Genomic DNA, 20,654 nt, shown 5'->3' on the forward strand with positions numbered 1-20,654 from the left:
CAAAAGGAGGTTTCTATGCTCAAGCTAACCAACATCCGCAAAACCTACACCGTAGGAGACCTGTCTGTGGACGCCCTGCGGGGGGTGAGCTTGGAGTTTCGGGACAATGAATTCGTCTCCATCCTCGGCCCCTCCGGCTGCGGCAAGACCACCACGCTGAACATCATCGGCGGGCTGGACCGGTACACCAGCGGCGACCTCATCATCAATGGCCGCTCCACCAAGGAGTACACCGACAGCGATTGGGATACCTACCGCAACCACTCCGTGGGCTTTGTCTTCCAAAGCTACAACCTCATCCCCCACCAGACCATCCTGGCCAACGTGGAGCTGGCCCTCACCCTGTCTGGGGTGTCCAAGGCCGAGCGGCACCGCCGGGCCAAGGAGGCCCTGGAGCAGGTGGGCCTCACCGACCACATGCACAAGCGGCCCAACCAGCTCTCCGGTGGCCAGATGCAGCGAGTGGCCATTGCCCGTGCCCTCATCAACAACCCGGACATTCTCCTGGCTGACGAGCCCACCGGCGCTCTGGACAGCGAGACCTCGGTGCAGGTGATGGACCTGCTGCGGGAGGTGGCCAAGGACCGCCTGGTCATCATGGTCACCCACAACCCGGAGCTGGCCCAGGCCTACTCCACCCGCATCATCCAGTTGAAAGACGGCGAGGTCATCGCCGACTCCAACCCCTATGAGAGCCAGGAGGACGCCCCCGCCCTCACCGGCAAGGAGGCCAAGGCGGGGAAAAAGACCTCCATGTCCTTCCCCACCGCCCTGTCCCTGTCTCTCAACAACCTGATGACCAAGAAGGGGCGCACCTTCCTCACCGCCTTTGCCGGGTCCATCGGCATCATCGGCATCGCCCTCATCCTCTCCCTGTCCTCGGGCATCAATACCTATATCACCAAGGTGCAGCAGGACACCCTCACCAGCTACCCCATCACCATTGAGGCCGAGAGCGTGGATATGACTTCCATGCTCACCTCCCTGATGGGGGTCAGCGACGAGGAGGACAGCGGCGCGCCCCGGGAAGAGGACCGGGTGTACGTGTCCAATGTCATGTACGACATGATGGACTCCATGATGAACGCTGAGACCGTCACCAACAACCTGAAAGCCTTCAAGGAGTATCTGGAGGAAGGGGGCGGTGGCATCACCGACCTGGCCCAGGTGTACTATGGCTATGATTTCAAGTTTGACATCTACAACAAGGACCCCGACGGCAAAGTGGTGAAAAGTGACGTCATGTCCGCCATGGAGACCGCCATGGGCTCTCTGTACGGCGGCGACTACACCGACTACTTCAACTCCATGGGCTCCATGTATGAGAGCTTTGACGTGTGGCAGGAGCTGCTGCCCGGCGAGGACGGCCAGCTGGTCTCCTCCCAGGTGCTGGACCAGCACGAACTGCTCTACGGCCACTGGCCCGAGGAGTACAACCAGGTCATTCTCTTTGTGGACGACAACAACCAGGTCTCCGATCTGATGCTCTACGCCCTGGGCCTGGTGTCCGTGGACGATATGAACGAGACCCTGGCCGCCCTCCAGGCCGGCGAAGAGGTGGAGGTGGAGGACCAGAGCTGGAGCTACGAGGAGCTGTGTCAGACCCAGTTCAAGCTGCTGCTGCCCTACGAGCGCTACCAGTACGACGCCAACACCAACACCTACACCGACCTGTCCGCCACCCAGACCGGGCTGGAGATGCTCTACAACAGCAACCAGACCGGAATTACCCTGCAGGTGGTGGGCGTGGCCCGGTCTGGCAGCAACGGCGGCATGATGTCCGGCTCTCTGGGCTACACCAACGCCCTGACCCAGTACGCCATTGATCACACCGCCGACTCCCAGCTGGTGAAAGATCAGCTGGCCAACCCCGACACCGACGTCATCACCAACCTGCCCTTCCGCCAGGAGGGAGACACCGAGCCCACCGACCAGGAGAAAGCCCAGGCCATTGGGGAGTACCTGCTCACCCTGGACGCCCAGTCCCAGGCGGAGGCCTACGTGGACGGCATGAGCCAGCCCAGCCAGCAGTATGTGGACGATACCGTAGACGCCCAGATGGCCAACATCACCCGGGAGGACATCGAGAAGATGATCTCCCAGGAGTACGCCGCCCAGATGGGGGTGGACGCCGCCACCCTGGACGAGTATATCGCAGGCATGAGCGACGAGGAGCTGTTTGCCCAGGTGGAGGAGGCCATGGCCGCCCAGATCAAGGAGCAGTACGCCGCAGCGGCGAAAGAGCAGCTCTCTGCCCTTCCCGCCGCCCAGCTGTCCGCCATGCTGGCCCAGGCGGTGGAGCAGGGGCCCAATGACCAGGGACTGAGCCTGGAGCAGTTTGTCTACCTCTACGACAACTATATGCCCCCCACCCACTCCGACTCCACCTACCAGGACAATCTGGATTTGATGGGCTATATCGACCTGGAGTCCCCCTCCTCCATCAGCCTCTACGCGGATACCTTTAAGGAGAAGGACAAGATTGCTGACCTCATCACCGCCTACAACCAGCAGGTGGCCGAGGAGGACCAGATCAGCTACACCGACTATGTGGCCCTGCTCATGAGCTCCATCACCGACATCATCAGCGGGGTGAGCTACCTGCTCATCGGCTTTGTGTCCATCTCTCTGGTGGTGTCCTCCATCATGATCGGCATCATCACCTATATCTCGGTGCTGGAGCGCACCAAGGAGATCGGCATTCTCCGGGCCGTGGGTGCCTCCAAAAAGGATGTGTCCCGGGTGTTCAATGCTGAGACCCTCATTGTGGGTCTGGGTGCCGGTGTGCTGGGCATTGTGGTGACGCTGCTGCTGAACATCCCCATCAACGCCGCCATCCACGCCGTCACCGGGCTCACCGAGCTCTCCGCCGCTCTGCCCCCGGTGGGCGGGGCCATCCTGGTGGCCATCAGCGCCATCCTCACCATCCTGGCCGGACTCATCCCCGCCCGTCTGGCCGCCAAGAAGGACCCGGTGGAAGCGCTGAGAAGCGAGTAATTCCCACATAACAACAATATCCCCGCAGGTGGATCAATCCTCCTGCGGGGATATTCTCTTTTCTCTCACACATGTAAACCAACCATATGCAATCCTCTGGCTTTTGCATATGACACTGTATAGGCAGTACCGCCCTCTTTCCGAGTGCAATAGTAAATACAATAGCTTGACCCTTCTACCAGGTGACGGTTTCTCAAAAGATACGCCTCTTTCCCACCTTGGTCTACCACGCACACAACCTTATCATATTTCGGGAGCAACATCCGGTACTCTCGTTTTTGTTCCCGTGTCCACCACCTGGTATAGCCGTCAAATGGATACACTAAAATTACTTTGATCTGGGGAAATTCGCTCTTTCGCATTCGGAACAAGACTTTTGCCACTAGTGTATCAAAACCAATTGCGCCTCCCACACCAAAATAACAGACACCATGCTTTGTAATCAGTTTCCTGACCGCCTTCTCAATTTCCGCTGCCAACTGCTGCACTTTCTCTGCTGGCAGCTCCCTGTGTCCCGAAAAACAGCAGGTTTTACTACGTTTTTCTGTGGCTTCCATGTGAGTCTTTCCCTCTTTTTGTGAGATTTATTTATAAGTTGTAAATCTTTATTACATAATATACGAAAAAGAGTGGTATTGTCAAGGCAACTTGGAGGTGATGCCTTGAAAATCTACGACTTTGGGGGAAAGAAAAACATTTCCGGAGATCGGATTCATCAGGCCAGAACTGCCATGCGCCTCTCCCAAGCCGATTTGGCCGCTCGCATGCAGGTCAATGGCGTCACCATAGAGCGGGAAGCCATCAGCAAAATCGAGACGGGAGACCGATTCATCACAGACTACGAGTTGATGGTATTTTCCCGGGTGCTGGGTGTATCGGTGAACTGGCTAATGGGTGAAAAAGGCCCAGAGCAATAATTTACCCCTCATTTCACAACAAAAAATAGACTGGACAGCCGAAAGCAGGTTGTCCAGTCTATTTTATTATGGGGTCAATTGGCTCTTACATTCCATCTTTCAGGACACCGTGATCTCGCAGCACCTTTTCGATCACCGTCCCCTTCACCGCCTTGAGCAGCGGCTTTTTCAACAGGTTCACGGGGCCGGGCAGCTCCACCTCCAGAGGAGACTTGCCGTCCATCAGGCGCACAGAGCTCTCCAGCAGCTCCCGCACGTCGTACACGCTGCCCCACACTTCGGGCACGCCACGGTCCACACCCAGCAGGCCGTACACGGCCTCCATGGCGGTGCGCACGGAATACTCGGTGGTAAACACCGTGTCCCGAGGGGTCTGGGCAAACTGGCCCAAGAAGGCGAAGTTGACACAGCCGTCGGGGATGACGTCGGGGCGGTCGCCCTTGGCCCGGGGCATGAAGAAAGCGGTGATATAGGGCATCATGGTGGGCACACACACGGCGCTGTTGCGGGCCAGATCTTCAATCTGGTCCACCGGCACCCCCAGGTGGTACAGCCACTCCTGGGTGATCTCCTGTCCGGTACACTCCTTCATGGGCTTTTTCACGTAGTCGCCGGGCACGTCGGTGAACAGGCCGTACACCCACACGCACACCTTCTCCGGCTCCTGCTCCCGGAACTGGCCCTGGCGGTTGATGGTCCAGCTCAGCAGCCACTTGGAGTCCTGGCAGCTGACGATACCGCCGGTGACCACATTGCCGGTCCGGGGGTCCCGCTTGCAGATGTTGGTGATATAGGGGAGAATCTTGTCATCCAAAGTGGTGATGGTGGCGGACTCCCAGTTGGTCTTGGACACGTCAGAGCAGAACTTCTCCGGGCGGCCAAAGGCGGGGTCCTGTCGGGCGATGTTCTTCCACAGGTTCCAGCAGCCGCTGGTGCGCACCAGAGCGTCCCCATTGGGGGCGTGGTCCTGGTCGCCGTAGATGGTGCCCTCGGTACAGGAGCCGTTGGTGACAAACACCAGATCCTGCTCGGTGAGCACAATGCCCTTCTCCACCCCCTTGACCTTGCACTCGATGGCGGTGGCCACCTTGCGGCCCTGCTTGATGTCAAAGAGCACGTTGGTCACTTCGGTGCCGAACTGGAAGTCCACTCCGGCATCCTTCAGATACTTCTGCATGGGGAGAATGAGGGATTCGTACTGGTTGTAGCGGGTAAACTTCAGGGCACTGAAATCGGGCAGGCCCGCAATGTGGTGGATGAAGCGCTGGAAATACAGCTTCATCTCCAGAGCGCTGTGCCAGTTTTCAAAGGCGAACATGGTGCGCCAATACAGCCAGAAGGTGGACTCAAACACCTCGTCGTCAAACACATCCTCGATGGTCTTGTCGTACAAGTCCTCGTCGGGGGTCAAAAACAGCTTGACGATCTCCATGCATCCCTTCTGGCTGAGCCGGAACTGTCCGTCGGTGTGGGCGTCCTGGCCCCGGTTGACGGTGGCACGGCACAGAGAGTAGTTGGGGTCGTGCTTATTGAGCCAGTAAAACTCGTCCAGCACCGAGGCACCGGGCTTCTCCAGAGAGGGAATGGAGCGGAACAGGTCCCACAGGCACTCGAAGTGGTCCTCCATCTCCCGGCCGCCCCGCATGACATAGCCACGGCTGGGGTCAAAGATGCCGTCGCAGGCGCCTCCCGCCACGTCCATGGCCTCCAGGATGTGGATGTGGTCCCCCTTCATCTGGCCGTCTCGGACCAGGAAACAGGCCGCCGCCAGGCTGGCCAGACCGCTGCCCACCAGATAGGCGTGCTTCTCGTCCACGCCCTGGGGCTTTTCCGGGCGGGCAAAGGCCTCATAGTTGCCCTTGGTATAGTAAATGCCCTTGCTGTTTTTCTTCTGCTTTCCCAGCTCGGTGTTCCGGTACTCCTGCTGGGCCTGGAGCTGGCCCTGCTTGGCCGCCTGCTTCTTCTTGGTGAAAAACACCGCCGCGCCTGTGCCAGCCAGTCCGGCTGCGGCAGCGGTGAGGGCTGTAATTTGCTTTCGATCCATAGAGGATAACCACCTTTCTATCATTATCGCTTTTACGGCAGGTCTGCTTGATGGTGTTATCCTACCCCCGTACCCAAGAAAAAACCATAAACAGATGAGGGCGAATGATAAAAATTTTATCATTCGCCCTCATCTGTAAAGTTAATTATCTCCCCGGTGTGGGTCTGCAAAATTGGCGATGGAGTTGGACACATTCCCCTGCACCGTGAGGCTAATCCGATGGGCTAAGGTGTGGTAGTCCTCCCCCATGCCCTTTTGAATCCAGTCCAGCATAATCCCCACAAAGCTGTACTTATAGAAATCCGCAATGAACGTCTTATCCTCTTCGGAAATCCCCAGTCCCTGGCTTTTTTCATCCACCACGCCCCGAATCAGGCCATAGGTGAGCTGGAACAGGTAGCGCTCCATGCGCTCCCGGCTGATGCAGCGGTAGGCGTTGAGCACAAAGGGGCGGTTCTCCAACACCGCTTCAAAGATCTGGGTCAGCCCCTCCTGCCAGGTGTCATAGGTCTTTTTCCCCTGTAGGGCCCGGGTGGCGTCCTCCACACAGGTCCACTCCACCAGGTCGTAGATGTCCTTGAAGTGGTAGTAAAACGCCATACGGCTCATGCCGCAGTCGCTGGTCAAGTCCTGAATCGTGATTTTATCCAACGGCTTTTTCAGCATCCACCGCTTTAGGGATGCCGACAGCGTCTGTTTGGTTGCATTCATGGAACTTCCCCCTTCTGCTCATTCTCATAAAGACATACCGCCTGTGTCCGTGGGGACACAGGCGGTATGATGTCTCACATGGTAGGGCAGGCGTCCTTCCACTTACTCGTGGTCGTGATCGCAACCGCAGTCACAGCCGCAGCCGCACTCGTCGTCCTCGCCCTCAAAGTCCAGAGCGAACTTCTGGCCACACTTGGGGCAGTCGATGACGCCGGCCTCCAGCACTTCGTCGTCAATCACCAGGCTCTCCCCGCAGTTGGGGCAGTCCACCTCGAAGAAGTCCTCGTCGTCCAGATCGTCGTCGCAGCCCAAATCGTGAGCGCAGCAGCAATCGTCCTCGTCGTCCTCGCCCACAATGGCCTCCACGTCGGCCAGGTCGTCAGAAATGGCGTCGATCTCCTCACCAAACTCGTCCAGGGTAGCGTCCACGGTGTCCAGCTGATCGCCGACCTCACGCAGGACGTCCAGCACCTCGGCCAACACCTTGGCCTCGCCGCTCTCGGACTTGTCCAGGCCCATGCCGTCAAACATGCCCTGGATATACGCAACCTTCTCAGAAATGGTCATGATGATATCTCCTTCCAGAGTGCAAATTGAATGGGTTGGAATGAAGTGGGGCAATTAGCCCTTGAGCCAAATTAGCCCTTGCAACGCTCCATATACTCGCCGGTACGAGTATCAATACGAATGCGGTCGCCAGCGTTGATGAACAGGGGCACCTTGATCTCAGCGCCGGTCTCCAGGGTGGCGGGCTTGGTGACGTTGGTGGCGGTGTCGCCCTTGATGCCGGGCTCGGTCTCAGTGACCTCCAGGTCCACAAAGTTGGGGGGCTCCACGCCGAACACGCTGCCCTTGTAGGACATGATCTTGCAGGACATGTTCTCCTTGACGAACTTGAAGTTGTCCCCCAGGACGCTCTTGTTCACGGGGAGCATGTCGTAGGTCTCCATGTCCATGAAGTAGTACAGATCGCCATCGTTGTAGCTGTACTCCATCTCCTTGCGGTCCACGAAGGCCTGCTCGAACTTAGCAGTGGGGTTGAAAGAAGTCTCGGTGACAGCACCGGTGATGACGTTCTTCATCTTGGTACGCACGAAAGCGGCGCCCTTACCGGGCTTGACGTGCTGGAACTCGACAACCTGCATCACCTTTCCGTCCATCTCAAAGGTCACGCCGTTGCGGAAATCACCTGCGGTAATCATTGCCATTGGTCTCGTCCTCCAATATAAAAGTTTGGGAATCCAAAGTATAATTCACTGTATTATACCCTATCTCCCCTTTTTTTGCAAGGGGGTCACCCACAATTCTCACAGAGAAATGGGAAAACTCTTGGGTGGGTCTGATTTGCTTACAGAATGATCAAATCCTTGGGGGAAGCGGTGATGTCCACGCAGCCCTCGTCGGTCAGCCACAGCACATCCTCAATGCGCACGCCGAACTTGCCGGGCAGGTAGATGCCGGGCTCGGCGGACAGGGTGGCCCCGGAGGGGATGGTCTGGGTCCAGAAGGGAGAGAAGCGGGGATTCTCGTGGATTTCAATGCCCAGGGAGTGGCCGAAGCCATGTCCGAAGTATTCCCCGTATCCGGCGTCGGCAATCACCTTGGCGGCGGTGTTGTGCACCACATCGCCGGTGACGCCGCCGTGGGCGGCGGCAATGCCAGCCAGCTGGGCCTTCAGAACGGTGTCATACACCAGGCGCATCTCGTCGGTGGGCTCGCCCACGGCCACGGTACGGGTCATGTCAGAGCAGTAGCCACCCACCACACAGCCGAAGTCCATGGTGACAAACTGGCCCTTCTCGATGACCGACAGGCCGGGCACGGCGTGGGGCTTGGAGCCGTTGGCACCGCTGGCCACGATGGGGTCGAAGGAGTTGCGCTGGGCGCCCTTGCTGGCCATGATGTAGGTCAGGCGGGCGGCGATCTCGCTCTCGGTGACACCGGGCTTCACATAGTTCAAAATCTCGGTAAAGGCCTCGTCGGTGATGCGCTGGGCCTCCCGCATGACGGCCAGCTCCTCCTCGTCCTTGACCATGCGCAGGCGGGTCAGGAGGTCGGAAGCGGGCACCAACTCCACCCCGGGCAGGGCCTCCTGCCACAGCTTGTACTGGTGTACGTTCATGCCCTCGTCCTCAAAGCCCAGCTTTTTCACGTTGTGGGTGGCCACCAGGGACATCACCAGCTGACGGTAGCTCTGGCCGGAGCGCAGCACGTCCACGTGGGCCCCGGTGATCTCCTGGTTGGCGGCCTCAATGTACCGGGAGTCGGTGTAGTACCAGCACTCCTGGGGAGTGATGAAGGCCACGCCCTCCCCGTGGAAGCCCATAGCATAGAACTCGCCGGGCTCGGAGGTCACCAGCATGGCGTCCAGGCCCAGATTATGCAGTTCCTTGGCAATATTCTTGATGTGATTCATGGAATAAACACTCCTTTTTACAGATAACTCTGATAAATGCGTTTCATGGTCAAGGCGTCCTCCGCCTGGGTGCCCGCACTCTCGCAGATAAAGGTGGGGCTCCACCCTCGCTCTGCCACGGCCTGGGCCAGGGGCTCCCAGGCGGGGCCATAGCCGCCGTCGTCGTCAAAGGTGCGGTGACACTTCTCGCCCCCGTTGGGGGTAAATTCAATGTGGGAGAAATGGCTGTGGAAACGGCTGGCCCGGTCGGTGCCCAGCTCGGACTCCATGCGGGAGAGCATCCGCTCCACCGCCTCCGCCCCCTCGTCCTTGCCCAGAGAGCGGGCGTACAGGTGGCCGAAGTCCACACAGGGGATGAGGCTCTCGTGGACCTGACACAGGCGCAGCACCTCGTCCAGGTCCCCCAACTGGTTGATCTTGCCCATGGTCTCCGGGCACAGGGTGATGTGTCCAAAGCCCTGGTCCTCACACACTGCCACAATTCTCCTTAGAAACGGCAGGGCGATGTTCATGGCCTCCTCCCGGGTGCGCTTCATGAGGGCGCCGGAGTGGATGACCACCCGGGTAGCTCCCATCTGGTCCGCCACCAGGCAGCTGGAAGTGATGTATCCGATGGTTTTCTCCTGGGACTCCGGGTCCGGGTTTGCCAGGTTGATGAAGTAGGGGGCGTGGAGAGACAGGGCCACACCGTGCTCCTGGGCTTGCCGACCCAGCGCCACGGCGGTGTCCTCTTTCACCCGCACCCCTTTGCCGCACTGGTACTCATAGCAGTCCAGGCCCAGCTCGCCCAGCCAGCGGGGGGCGTCCACCGAGGACTTGTAGGGGAAGCTCTCTGCGTTGCCCGCAGGTCCGAATTTGGCGCTCATACCTTCTCACCTCCTGCGGATAGAAGCCGGAAAGGCACCTCTATGGCGTAGCGCAGATACCGCCCGGGATTGCCCGCCAGACGGATGGGCTTGACCAAAATGGTGGTCACCCCCGCCCGGTTGCCTCCCAGCACGTCGGTAAACACCTGGTCCCCCACAATGGCGGTCTCCTGGGGTGTCACCCCCATCTGCTCCATGGCCTTGAAAAAAGACGGGGTCTTGGGCTTCCCGGCGTGGCCGATGTAGGGCACCTCCAGCCCATTGGCAAAGGTGGAGGGGCGTTGGGCATGGCGGTTGTTGGACAGCACAAAGAGGGTGACTCCGTGGGCGGCCAGATCGTCCCGCCACGCCTTTAACTTCTCGTCGGGCAGGGGCACGCCGTAGGGCACCAGGGTGTTGTCCAGGTCGGCCAGCAGCAGCCGAATTCCTCGGCGCTGGAGGGCTTCTCCGGTCAATTGATATATGTTGTCAGCCACGTGGCTGGCGCGAAATAAGGGCATAGCTCACCTTCTATTCTGCTCAACAAGAGCATAGGATTCCAATAGGGCGTATCTGAAAAATAAGAAATCGACGAATTTTCCACAAGCAACAGACAGATACAAGGCAAAAAACGCAGGAATCCTGGATGGATTCCGAGTATTTTTAACGCAGTAGCTGGCATTGATTGCTGGAAAAGTCAAGGATTTCGACTTTTCAGATCGCCCCTCGGACATGTTATCACAAATCCACTTCACTCACAAGGGGGAACCTACCATGACCCAAGTTCTCTTGGCGGCCCATCCCTCCGCCAATCTCTCCCATCCCCAAGCCATCCCCACCCACATGGCCTACCGCATCGGGCCGGGCCCAAAACTTTTGGGAATGCGTCTGCCGCCCCAACTGCGGGGCGGGGTGATGCTGCTGGACTGCCGGGACCACGACGGCAGCGGCGACCCCATCCCCTGCTGTCGTCAAATCCTGTGGGAGTGCCGCCACCGGGGGTACTCCGGCATTGTCTGCGACTTTGAAGGGGCGCCTGTGGGCTGTCTTGGGCGCATCGTCCATATCTTAGACCGCAACTGTCAAGCCCAGGGGTGGACCCTGGACGTACCGCCCCAATTCGCCCCCTTCGCCCCAGGGGGCCGGGTGCTGGTGTCTTCCGTGGTGACGGCGGGCACCCTGCGTCGACGGCTCCAGGAGGCGGTGGAGCGCCACGGGGCCCCCCGCACCACCCTGGCGGTGGAGTGGGTGCGAGAGGACTTCCCCCTCCCCGCCCAGCGCCGGGGAACCCCCATCTCCCTGCAACATCTGGAGCAGCAGATGGGGCGGCTGGAACCGGCGGTGTTCTACGACCGTGGGCTGTGCGCCCACTATTACACCTACATGGCCGCCGGAGGACAGGCCCACTTTGTCCTCTATGACACCGCTCAATCCATCCACGAAAAGGTGAAGCTGGCCCGGGAGATGCACCTGGGGGCGGTGCTGCTGCCGGGGCCCGAGGTGGAGGGGTGTCTGGAACAAGTGCTGGCAACATAGGAAAAGACCGTTGCAGATGACTCTGCAACGGTCTTTTAGCTTATCAATAGTACTTCTTGCGGTTCTTACGAGCGGCCTCGCTCTTCTTGCGGCGCTTGACGCTGGGGCTGTCATAGAACTCGCGCTTACGCACCTCGGCCAGCACGCCGGACTTGGCGCAGCTACGCTTGAAGCGCTTCAGAGCGTTCTCCAGAGACTCGCCCTCACGGACATGAATTTCGGACATCTATATTTCCCTCCCTCCGAGGCATCCGGCTTCATCCAGGATGCTTTAAGGGCCATTTCGTATGGCTTTAACAGTGGTATTATATGAAAAATCCAGCCCATTGTCAACTAGATTTTTATATAAAAAAATTTTTCTCTCTTCTTCCCCCTTCTACACCTCACATTTGGTCCCTCTCTGTGCCCCTTCTCTGGATTCTCTTCCCCTCTGGGTATCTTTTGGCTTCATTTCACATTTTCCCAATTTACCCCTTGGTCCCCCTGCTTTTCTTGTCTATTGCGCACACTTCCACTTCATGGTACAATTGACACACCCTTGAGAGAAAGGAAATGAGATTGATATGAAATTGCACGGAAGACAACTTGTAGCTGGCTGTATGGCCGGTGTTCTGGCCTTGGGGCTGGGCGGCACCGGCATCAGCTTTGCCCAGAGCAGAGGAATGGACTTGGCGCACATCAAGGGCTCCAACCAGGAGCTGGTGGCCATGCTGGAGCAGACCAACCCTGAGACCTATGTGGCCCACGATGACATCATCATCACTCAACCGCAGTTTGAGGAGATCGGTGCCAAAGCTGTGGAGGTCACCCAGGACAAGTCCAGCGACTACGAAAAGGTGGTTGCCATCAAAGATTGGGTCAACAAGCACATCGCCTACGACTACGACAACAGCGTCAAAGACCAAAACGCCTACACCGCCTTTATTGAAGGGGAGGGCATCTGCCAGGCCTATTCCAACCTGACCAAGGCCATGCTCTCCTACCTGGAGATCCCCTGCATCCTGGTCAACGGCGACTCCGCCTATGGCGGCCACGCCTGGAATATGGCGTATGTGGAGGATGGGTGGATTTTTGTGGACTCCACCTGGGGTGCCATCTACGACGATGTGGACACCTTCAGCAAAGACCACAAGCCCTATTTCAGTGACAGCCTATACCAGACCGTGGGCGACTATGCCTTTACCTATCACAATGGCGTGGCAGTGTGCGACTACCTGGGCAGCGAGACCCACTGGGATATCCCCGACACCTTCTACGACGTCCCCACTACCGCCCTGGCACCCAAGCTGTTCAATGATGAGGCTGCCGACAAAATTCAAAGCATTTCCTTCCCCGAAACCCTGAAAAACATTGACAACATCGACTACGCCTTCGACTCCTTCACCAGCCTGACCCAGATCACGGTGGACCAGGACAACCCCTACTTCACCGCTCAGGACGGGGTACTCTATGACAACGACATCAAAGAGCTCTTGGTCTACCCTGCCGCCGCCACCCGTACCCAGTTCCAGATTCCCGATACTGTGACCACCCTGGGTGAGTGTGTGTTCCGGGAAAATGCCGCCCTCAAAGACATTCTCATCCCCCCGTCGGTGACCCAGCTGGGCAAGGACCTGTTCCACAGCAAGGACGTCACCATCTACGCCCAGGCAGGCAGTGCCGCTGCCCAATACGCCACCGACAACGGTCTGACCCTCAAGGACATGGACCAGTTCCCCCAGACTCCCACCCCGCCGGGAGAGGTGAACACCACTCTTCTGGAAAAGACCGTGGCGTATGCCCTGACCCTGTCCACTGACGGCGTCACCACCTCTGCCAAAAAGGCCTTCGAGCAGGCTCTGGCCAACGCCCAGGCGGTCCTGGCCAAGGAGAACCCCACCCAGGAGGAGGTCAACGCCGCTTGGGACGCTCTGCTGGAGGGCATTTGGGGCCTGGGCATTACCCAGGGGGATAAGAGCACCCTGGAGCAGCTCATCACCAAGGCTGAGAGCATGGTGGAAGACAAGTATGTGCCCCAGTACTGGGGCATGCTGGAGACCGCCCTGGAGGAAGCCCGTGCCATGATGGAGAACGGGGACGCTCTGGACGAGGACATCCAGCCCGTGGCCGACAACCTGCTGAATGCCATTCTGGCCCAGCGGCTCAAGGCCAACAAGGAGAACCTGGAGGAACTTCTGGGCAAGGCTGAGAACATCGACCTGGACGGCTACACCGCCGAGAGCGTGGCAGAATTCCAGGCCGCCCTGGCTGCGGTGCAAACCCTGATGGCAGACGAGACCATCAGCGTGGACGACCAGGGCTCTGTGGACGCCGCTGCCGCCCGCCTGGCCGCCGCCATGGAGGGCCTCACTGCCCAGCAGCCCCAGGAGAGCGAGAAGCCCGAGGCCACCGATAAGCCTCAGGCCACCGATAAGCCTCAGGCCACCCAGAAGCCGGAGCAGGTTCCCCAGACCGGGGACGCCAGCCAGCTGACCGCTATGGTGGGCGTTCTGCTCACCAGCGCCACCGCTCTGGGCGGACTGACTGTGGCCCGGAAGCGCCGCAACGGGTAATCCCAATCCGCTACATCAAACCAGGCCGGGACAAGCTGACTTGTCCCGGCCTTTCAGCGTGTCGAAGTTCGACACGCTTCTCAAAAATGCCAGCATTTTTTCGAAAAGTTGCAGCCCGCTGCATGCATAATCGGGTCAAAGGGCGACCCGATTCCACACTGGCGGGCTGAGAAGTGTTTTTTCCGATGCGCATGTCCCCGGAAAAAACAGATTTTAATTTATTTTCCCGCCCCCGGGCGGGAAAACTCTACCGAGGGCTTTTTGATGATGCAAGAAAATGTATCCTTCTTGCATGCACATGAGTTTTTTTGACAGTCTGAAAGGAGACACTCACAGGTCGTGAGTGTCTCCTTTTTCATACAGAGCACCATAGTACTCCGTGTATTCACTTCAATCAGGGCTTGACGATGAGGTTCACCAGACGGCCAGGCACCACAATGGACTTCACCAGGTTCATGCCCTGGGTGAACTTCTGGACCTTCTCGTCGGTCTGGGCGGCGGCCACAATGGTGTCGTTGTCGGCGTCAGCGGGCACCTGGATGTTGGCGCGCACCTTGCCGTTGACCTGCACCACCAGGTTGAGGACAGAGGCCACGGTCTTGCTCTCGTCGTACTCAGGCCAGGGCTGCTGGCAGGCAAAGCCCAGAGCGCCGTAGCCCAGCATCTCCCACAGCTCCTCGGCGATGTGGGGAGCGAAGGGGGACAGCATGGTGATGAGGGCCTTCATGTCGCCCTTGGTGCAGCCGTTCTGGCCAAACTCGTTGACCAGGCTCATCATGGCGGCAATGGCGGTGTTGAACTTCATGCCCTCGATGTCGTCAGCCACCTTTTTGATGCACTTGTGCAGGGAGGCGGCGTTGGCCTCGGACTGATTCTCGTCGTCCTTGCAGCTCTCGGCCAGGTTCCACACCTTGTCCAGGAAGCGCTTACAGCCCTTCACGGCGTTGTCCGACCACACAGCGGCCTGCTCGAAGTCGCCGATGAACATGATATACAGGCGCAGGGTGTCGGCGCCGTACTGGGCCACGATGTCGTTGGGGTTGACCACGTTGCCCCGGGACTTGGACATCTTCTCGCCGCCCTCGCCCAAAATCATGCCGTGGCTGGTGCGCTTCTGATAGGGCTCCTTGGTGGGCACCACGCCGATGTCGTAGAGGAACTTGTGCCAGAAGCGGGAGTAGAGCAGATGCAGAGTGGTGTGCTCCATGCCGCCGTTGTACCAGTCCACGGGGGACCAGTAGTCCAGAGCCTCCTTGGAGGCCAGGACCTTGTCGTTGTGGGGGTCCATATAGCGCAGGTAGTACCAGCTGGAGCCAGCCCACTGGGGCATGGTGTCAGTCTCCCGACGGGCAGGGCCACCGCACTTGGGGCAGGTGGTGTTCACCCAGTCGGTCATCTTGGACAGGGGGGACTCGCCGTCGTCGGTGGGCTCGTAGCTGTCTACGTCGGGCAGCAGCAGGGGCAGCTGGTCCTCGGGCAGAGGCTCCCAGCCGCACTTGTCACACCACACCATGGGGATGGGCTCGCCCCAGTAACGCTGACGGGAGAACACCCAGTCACGGAGCTTGTAGTTGACCTTGGCCTCGCCGATGCCCTTCTCCTCCAGCCACTTGGTGATGGTGGGGATCGCATCCTTCACGGTCAGGCCGTTGAGGAAGTCGGAGTTGACCATGATGCCGGTCTCGTCCTTGGCGGTAAAGGCGGCCTTCTGCACGTCCTCGCCGCCGGATACCACCTCGATGATCTCACAGCCGAACTTCTTGGCAAAGGCCCAGTCACGGTCGTCGTGGGCGGGCACGGCCATGATGGCACCGGTGCCGTAGGTGGAGAGAACATAGTCGGAAATGAAGATGGGAATCTCCTTGCCGTTGACGGGGTTGATGCCCGCCACGCCGTCCAGCTTCACACCGGTCTTCTCCTTGCTCAGCTCGGCGCGCTCCAGGTCGGACTTGGCAGCGGCGGCCCGCTGATAGGCCTCCACGTCCTCCACGTTCTTCAAAAGGCCCTTCTCCTTCCACTCGGCCACCAGGGCATGCTCAGGAGCCAGCACCATGTAGGTGGCGCCGAACAGGGTGTCGGGGCGGGTGGTGAACACCACGATGGGGTCACCGTTGGTGGAGTGGAAGGTGACCTCCGCACCAGTGGAGCGGCCAATCCAGTTGCGCTGCTGGGTCTTCACCCGCTCGATGAAGTCCACCTCGTCCAGGTCGTCAATGAGGCGCTGGGCGTACTCGGTGATCTTCAGCATCCACTGGCTCTTCTCCTTGCGGATGACGGGGGCGCCGCAGCGCTCGCACACGCCGTCCACCACTTCCTCGTTGGCCAGCACGCACTTACAGGAGGTACACCAGTTCACGGGCATGGTGGCCTTGTAGGCCAAGCCGTGCTTGTACAGCTGGAGGAAAATCCACTGGGTCCACTTGTAGTACTTGGGGTCGGTGGTGTCGATGACCCGGTCCCAGTCAAAGCCAAAGCCCAGCATTTTCAGCTGGCTGGTAAAATTCTGGATGTTATCATGGGTCACCTTGGCGGGGTGAATGTGGTTTTTGATGGCGTAGTTCTCGGTGGGCAGACCGAAGGCATCAAAGCCCATGGGGAACAGGACATTGTAGCCGTCCATGCGCTTTTTGCGGCAGACGATGTCCATGGCGGTATAGGGCCGGGGATGGCCCACGTGCAGGCCCTGGCCGGAGGGGTAGGGGAACTCCACCAGGCCATAAAACTTCTTTTTGTCGCTGTTGTCGTGGGCGGCATAGACCTTAGCGTCCTCCCACTTCTTCTGCCATTTGGGCTCGATGTTGGCAAAATCGTACTTCAACTTCCACACTTCCATTCCACGGGAGCTGGGCTCCCAAGAGTAATATCTGACCTCCCCAAAGGGGGAGAAGTTTCACAGTCCTTTGATTATACCGTATTTTCCAGCTCTTTTCAACTGCGACTTCTCCCGATTAGATGTGTAAATCCTTGCGGGTAAACACCGCCACCGCCGCCCCATACAGGACAATTCCCAGGGCCAGCAGCACCAGGGCCCCCGCCACAGCGCCGCTCTCCCCTGCCGCCAGCTTCTCGGGCTGGAAAAGGGTGAACACGGTGAAATACTTGGCGTTCTCCGCCTTGCCTCCCATGTTGGCCATCATCTGGAACACATACATCAAAATGGGCAGGCCCGCCCCCACACCCAAGCTGTACCTGATCTCAGAGAACAGGCAGGAGGCAAAAAAGCAGATACCGCCCAGGCACAGGTGGAGACAGAAGAGCCCGGCGTTGACCTGCAACAGCTCTCCCAGGTCCAGCTGCCTGGGGAAGTAGTATTCCCCGCTGAACCACTCCAGAACGGTGATGTACACCGTCAAAATGAGGGTCCCGCTCACCATCACCGCCCCCTGGGTCAGGGCGATGGTGCTGCGCCGCACCGGAGCCGACAACAGGGACACCATAGAGCTGTCGTCCACGTACTTGGCCACCAGGCCGTTTCCCCGGAGGATGCAAAAGAGCATGGGGAAGATAAGGAGGAGGAAGCCGTACAGATAGGAACACAGAAAGCCCATGAGGCTGGTGGCCCCCGCCGTCATGCCCACTGCCGCCATGATCTCCGGCATCAGCTCCACATAGCTGTCCAGCAGCTTGGCCATCTCCGGCTCGTACATGCTGACGATGATGACCACATACATGGCCAGCACCGCCGCTACAATCAGCAGCAGCTTCACACTGCCCTTCATGCCACGCCGATACAGAGCGCCATTGATCATGCCTGCTCACCTCCATAGTAGTCCATGAAAATCTCCTCCAGGCTCTGGCGGGTGGTCACCGTCACCCGGCACCCCTCCCGGCTGCCGTGGAAATCCCGGGCAAAGGCAATGGCCTGCGCCTCGCTGTCCAGGGTGACGGTGTAGGACCGCAGATGCCGCTCCCGCAAAGCCTCCACCGCGTCCACCGCCACCATCTTACCGCCCCGGATGATGCCGATACGGTCACAGGTGCGCTCCACCTCTTCAAACATATGGCTGGAGAGGAGGATGGTCTTGCCCTTTTTCTTCTCGGATGCCACCAAGTCCACAAACCGACTCTGCATCAGGGGGTCCAGGCCACTGGTGGGCTCGTCAAAAATCAGGATATCCGGGTCGTGCATGAGGGCGGCCACCAGCCCCAGCTTCTGCTTCATACCCTTGCTCATCTTCTTGATCTTGCCCTTGGGCTCCAGCTGGAAGTAGTCCAGCAGCTCCCCTTTCCGATTGCTGCCCCGCAGGTTCCGGTATCGCTCCAGAAATTTGAGGTATTCCACCCCGGTCATGTCGTCAAAAAAGCTGATCTCGCCGGGGACATAGCCCAGCTGGGCCTGAATGCGGGCCCGCTCCCTCCAGCAGTCCAGCCCGGCGACGGTACACGCCCCGGCCTGAGGCCGCAAAAAGCCCATCAGGTGCCGGATGGTGGTGGTCTTTCCCGCCCCGTTGGGGCCTAGAAAGCCAAAAACTTCCCCCTGTTGGACCTGAAAGGTGGCGTCGAATACGCCCTTGCCCCCTCCATAGTCCCGGGTCAAATGCTCCACACAGATGACATTCATAAATATTCCTCCCTGTGTCCAAGGGCCGCCGCACCCGGCCCAGTTTGTCCCAGTGGTGTTGCCTCCACTATACCGGATTGACTCAAATTTTCAAGCCCCTTTCTCTCTCACCCCTTCCCTTTCTTTGGCATAGGTTGGGATGTATCTTTTTTGCCGAGGAGGCCTGACCAATGCCGAATGTTCAATATTTCCTGGGTGGCAACACCCCTTTGGGCTTTTCTTCCCTGTACCACCAGCTGTCTGACCCGGAGAGCCACCGGGCAGTGTACATCTTAAAGGGCGGGGCGGGGTGCGGAAAATCCTCTCTCATGCGCCGGGTGGGACGCCACGCCCAGGCCGCCGGACATGAGGTGATCGAAATTCCCTGCTCCGGTGACCCCGACTCCCTGGACGCTGTGATTCTTCCACAGCTGGGGGTGGCAGTTGTGGACGGCACCGCCCCCCACGTGGTGGAGCCCGCCTGCGCGGGAGCGGTGGAACGGTATGTGGATTTGAGCCGCTTCTACTCCTGGGAGGGGTTACAGCCCATCAAAGGGGAGATTATCGCCGCCGGGCAGGCCTGCTCTGCCTGCTATAAGCGGGTGTATCGCTGCCTGGGGGCCGCCGGGGAGCTGCTGGAGGACGTCCACGACCGGGTCACCTCCGACCTGCTCACCCAAAAGCTGGCCCGGCGGGCCCGGGGTATCATCCTCCGGGAGTTAAAGCCCCTGGCCGCCGCCCCCGGCGTGGAACACCAGGGCTTCCTCTCCGCCGTCACCTATCAGGGCAGTGTCACCCTGTGGGAGACGGTGGAGGCCCAAGCCGGACGGGTGTATGAGCTGTGGGACAGCTACGGCCTGGCCCATGATCTGCTGGCCCCCATCCTGGCCGCCGGACTGGCCACCGGGCACCAGGTGGTGGCCTGCCCGGACCCCATGGCCCCCCAACGCCTGGCCCACCTCATCTTCCCCGACCTGTCCCTGGCCTTTGTCACCTCCAACGCCGCTGCGCCCTGGCCCCACCACCCCTACCGCCGCCTGCGCCTGGACGCCATGGTGGACCGGGAGGTGTACCGCTCCAGCCGCCCCCGGCTGCGCTTTGCCCAGAAGGTGGCCCAGGCCCTGGTGGACCAGGCTGTGGACGGCCTGCGCCAGGCCAAAGCCGCCCATGACGATCTGGAGGCTCTCTATAACCCCCACGTGGACTTTGATGGGGTGTATCAAACTGCCGACCAGGTAGCCGGGGAGATTTTCTCCCTGCCCCAGTGACCATCAAGGCATAAAAAAATTGCGTTCTCCCCGCGGAGAACGCAATTTTTATGAAAGCCAGTCCTGTATGACGTCCACCAAGGTGCACGGAGTCACCTGGTGCAGCAGCAAGGTCTGGGCCAGCTGATAGATGACCGAGGAGCGGCAGGTCACATCGGGGGCTACCGCCACCTCTCCGGTCTCCTTCTCCTCAATCTTGACCCCGTAGCTCTCGCCGGAGTAGCCCTCCAGCTCCAGGTGCTCCAGCAAAATGTAGTAGTCAAAGCAACGCTCCACCCCTGCCTCATCTCTCACACGCAGGGTTTCCAAAAACAACTCGCCGGTTTCCAATGTTTTCCTTCCTCTCCTTTCCTCTCTCTGAGAGACAGTATAAGTCAGAACGTTGGAAATGCAAGGAAAACCGTTCGTGAATTTCGACATACATCGACAGTTCCACAAGATATGGGGGAAAAACCAGTGCTTCTAAACCCACACCGGGGATGTGCCAAAAATATCCGGCGAATTTTCTACATTTTGCACAATCTCTGTGGAAGTCTCAGCGGTCCTTGGAGATATCCAGGCTGGCCTTGGCGTTCAGGTCCCAGCCTGCGGTGTTGCCAGCCTGGTACTCATAGTACCCCTGGCATCCAATCATCGCGGCGTTATTCTCCCACGGAGCGCAGCTCCGTGGGAACCCTGTATGATTTCAATGCTCGGGGAAAGTGAATTCCCCCTGCGCCGAGATTTTCCCCATGGGAAAATACTCGTACGGCGCATAAGCGCCGCCCCGCCGTGCGGGGCCCCCGGGGATAACGCCGCCATGGGCTGTCATCCCTTGGAGATGTCCAA

The 20,654-nt window shown here is 59.2% G+C and carries 18 protein-coding genes; 5 read left to right on the forward strand and 13 right to left on the reverse strand.

The features are described 5' to 3' along the window. The first annotated feature begins 15 nt into the window (after positions 1–15). Positions 16–2,997 (forward strand): ABC transporter ATP-binding protein/permease, encoded by a 2,982-nt coding sequence (locus B5F22_RS09295; RefSeq protein WP_087392348.1) that lies wholly within the window; start codon positions 16–18, stop codon positions 2,995–2,997. A 65-nt stretch (positions 2,998–3,062) separates the two neighbouring features. Here B5F22_RS09295 and B5F22_RS09300 read toward each other — a convergent pair whose 3' ends face one another. Continuing rightward, complete coding sequence (locus tag B5F22_RS09300) at positions 3,063–3,554, reverse strand: SLOG family protein (protein WP_087392349.1); 492 nt, start codon at positions 3,552–3,554, stop codon at positions 3,063–3,065. A gap of 105 nt (positions 3,555–3,659) precedes the next feature. On the opposite strand from B5F22_RS09300, the gene B5F22_RS09305 reads away from it, so the two are divergent. Further along, a complete protein-coding gene (locus B5F22_RS09305) occupies positions 3,660–3,914 on the forward strand; it encodes a helix-turn-helix transcriptional regulator (protein WP_087392350.1) in 255 nt (84 codons plus the stop codon). Positions 3,915–3,999: 85 nt separating this feature from the next. On the opposite strand, the gene B5F22_RS09310 is transcribed toward B5F22_RS09305, so the two are convergent. The 7 genes from B5F22_RS09310 to B5F22_RS09340 form a co-directional block, all read right to left on the reverse strand. Beyond that, positions 4,000–5,958, reverse strand: a complete 1,959-nt coding sequence (locus tag B5F22_RS09310; RefSeq protein WP_087392351.1) for an oleate hydratase — start codon at positions 5,956–5,958, stop codon at positions 4,000–4,002. A 141-nt stretch (positions 5,959–6,099) separates the two neighbouring features. Then, positions 6,100–6,669 carry a TetR-like C-terminal domain-containing protein gene (locus B5F22_RS09315; RefSeq protein WP_087392352.1) on the reverse strand — a complete coding sequence of 190 codons (570 nt, stop codon included), beginning with the start codon at positions 6,667–6,669 and terminating at the stop codon, positions 6,100–6,102. A 102-nt stretch (positions 6,670–6,771) separates the two neighbouring features. Further along, positions 6,772–7,236, reverse strand: coding sequence for a CD1247 N-terminal domain-containing protein (locus B5F22_RS09320; protein ID WP_087234131.1), 465 nt, complete (start codon positions 7,234–7,236; stop codon positions 6,772–6,774). A gap of 71 nt (positions 7,237–7,307) precedes the next feature. Continuing rightward, positions 7,308–7,871: an elongation factor P gene (gene efp, locus B5F22_RS09325; RefSeq protein WP_087233097.1), complete on the reverse strand. Its 564-nt coding sequence runs from the start codon at positions 7,869–7,871 to the stop codon at positions 7,308–7,310. Between the two features lie 146 nt (positions 7,872–8,017). Next, positions 8,018–9,085 (reverse strand): Xaa-Pro peptidase family protein, encoded by a 1,068-nt coding sequence (locus B5F22_RS09330; protein ID WP_087392353.1) that lies wholly within the window; start codon positions 9,083–9,085, stop codon positions 8,018–8,020. A gap of 17 nt (positions 9,086–9,102) precedes the next feature. Further along, on the reverse strand, positions 9,103–9,951 hold the full coding sequence (locus B5F22_RS09335) for a TIM barrel protein (RefSeq protein ID WP_087392354.1): 849 nt from the start codon (positions 9,949–9,951) through the stop codon (positions 9,103–9,105). Continuing rightward, positions 9,948–10,451, reverse strand: a complete 504-nt coding sequence (locus B5F22_RS09340) for a YqeG family HAD IIIA-type phosphatase (protein WP_087392355.1) — start codon at positions 10,449–10,451, stop codon at positions 9,948–9,950. The genes B5F22_RS09335 and B5F22_RS09340 overlap by 4 nt, the downstream gene beginning before the upstream one ends. A gap of 253 nt (positions 10,452–10,704) precedes the next feature. Between B5F22_RS09340 and B5F22_RS09345 the strand changes: the two genes are divergently transcribed. Next, positions 10,705–11,466, forward strand: coding sequence for a hypothetical protein (locus tag B5F22_RS09345; protein ID WP_087392356.1), 762 nt, complete (start codon positions 10,705–10,707; stop codon positions 11,464–11,466). A 43-nt stretch (positions 11,467–11,509) separates the two neighbouring features. Here the strand turns inward: B5F22_RS09345 and rpsU are convergent, their stop codons facing one another. Further along, positions 11,510–11,692 carry a 30S ribosomal protein S21 gene (gene rpsU, locus B5F22_RS09350; protein ID WP_087233076.1) on the reverse strand — a complete coding sequence of 61 codons (183 nt, stop codon included), beginning with the start codon at positions 11,690–11,692 and terminating at the stop codon, positions 11,510–11,512. Between the two features lie 337 nt (positions 11,693–12,029). Between rpsU and B5F22_RS09355 the strand changes: the two genes are divergently transcribed. Then, positions 12,030–14,018, forward strand: coding sequence for a transglutaminase domain-containing protein (locus B5F22_RS09355; protein ID WP_087392357.1), 1,989 nt, complete (start codon positions 12,030–12,032; stop codon positions 14,016–14,018). A 394-nt stretch (positions 14,019–14,412) separates the two neighbouring features. On the opposite strand, the gene leuS is transcribed toward B5F22_RS09355, so the two are convergent. The 3 genes from leuS to B5F22_RS09370 all read right to left on the reverse strand — a co-directional run bounded on the left by leuS (position 14,413) and on the right by B5F22_RS09370 (position 18,579). Then, the gene (gene leuS / locus B5F22_RS09360) at positions 14,413–16,851 is read right to left on the reverse strand and encodes a leucine--tRNA ligase (RefSeq protein ID WP_204210574.1); all 2,439 of its coding nucleotides are present in this window, start codon (positions 16,849–16,851) and stop codon (positions 14,413–14,415) included. A 115-nt stretch (positions 16,852–16,966) separates the two neighbouring features. Beyond that, positions 16,967–17,767 carry a hypothetical protein gene (locus B5F22_RS09365; RefSeq protein ID WP_087392359.1) on the reverse strand — a complete coding sequence of 267 codons (801 nt, stop codon included), beginning with the start codon at positions 17,765–17,767 and terminating at the stop codon, positions 16,967–16,969. Further along, positions 17,764–18,579, reverse strand: a complete 816-nt coding sequence (locus tag B5F22_RS09370) for an ABC transporter ATP-binding protein (RefSeq protein WP_087392360.1) — start codon at positions 18,577–18,579, stop codon at positions 17,764–17,766. Before B5F22_RS09370 ends, B5F22_RS09365 begins: the two co-directional genes overlap by 4 nt. Positions 18,580–18,749: 170 nt before the next feature. Between B5F22_RS09370 and B5F22_RS09375 the strand changes: the two genes are divergently transcribed. After that, on the forward strand, positions 18,750–19,826 hold the full coding sequence (locus B5F22_RS09375) for a hypothetical protein (protein WP_242955100.1): 1,077 nt from the start codon (positions 18,750–18,752) through the stop codon (positions 19,824–19,826). 48 nt (positions 19,827–19,874) lie between these two features. Here the strand turns inward: B5F22_RS09375 and B5F22_RS09380 are convergent, their stop codons facing one another. Beyond that, the gene (locus tag B5F22_RS09380; RefSeq protein WP_143482226.1) at positions 19,875–20,135 is read right to left on the reverse strand and encodes a DUF6514 family protein; all 261 of its coding nucleotides are present in this window, start codon (positions 20,133–20,135) and stop codon (positions 19,875–19,877) included. Positions 20,136–20,654 lie beyond the last annotated feature (519 nt).

Origin of the sequence: Pseudoflavonifractor sp. An187 (assembly GCF_002160275.1) — a bacterium.
Lineage (GTDB): Bacteria > Bacillota > Clostridia > Oscillospirales > Oscillospiraceae > Enterenecus > Enterenecus faecium.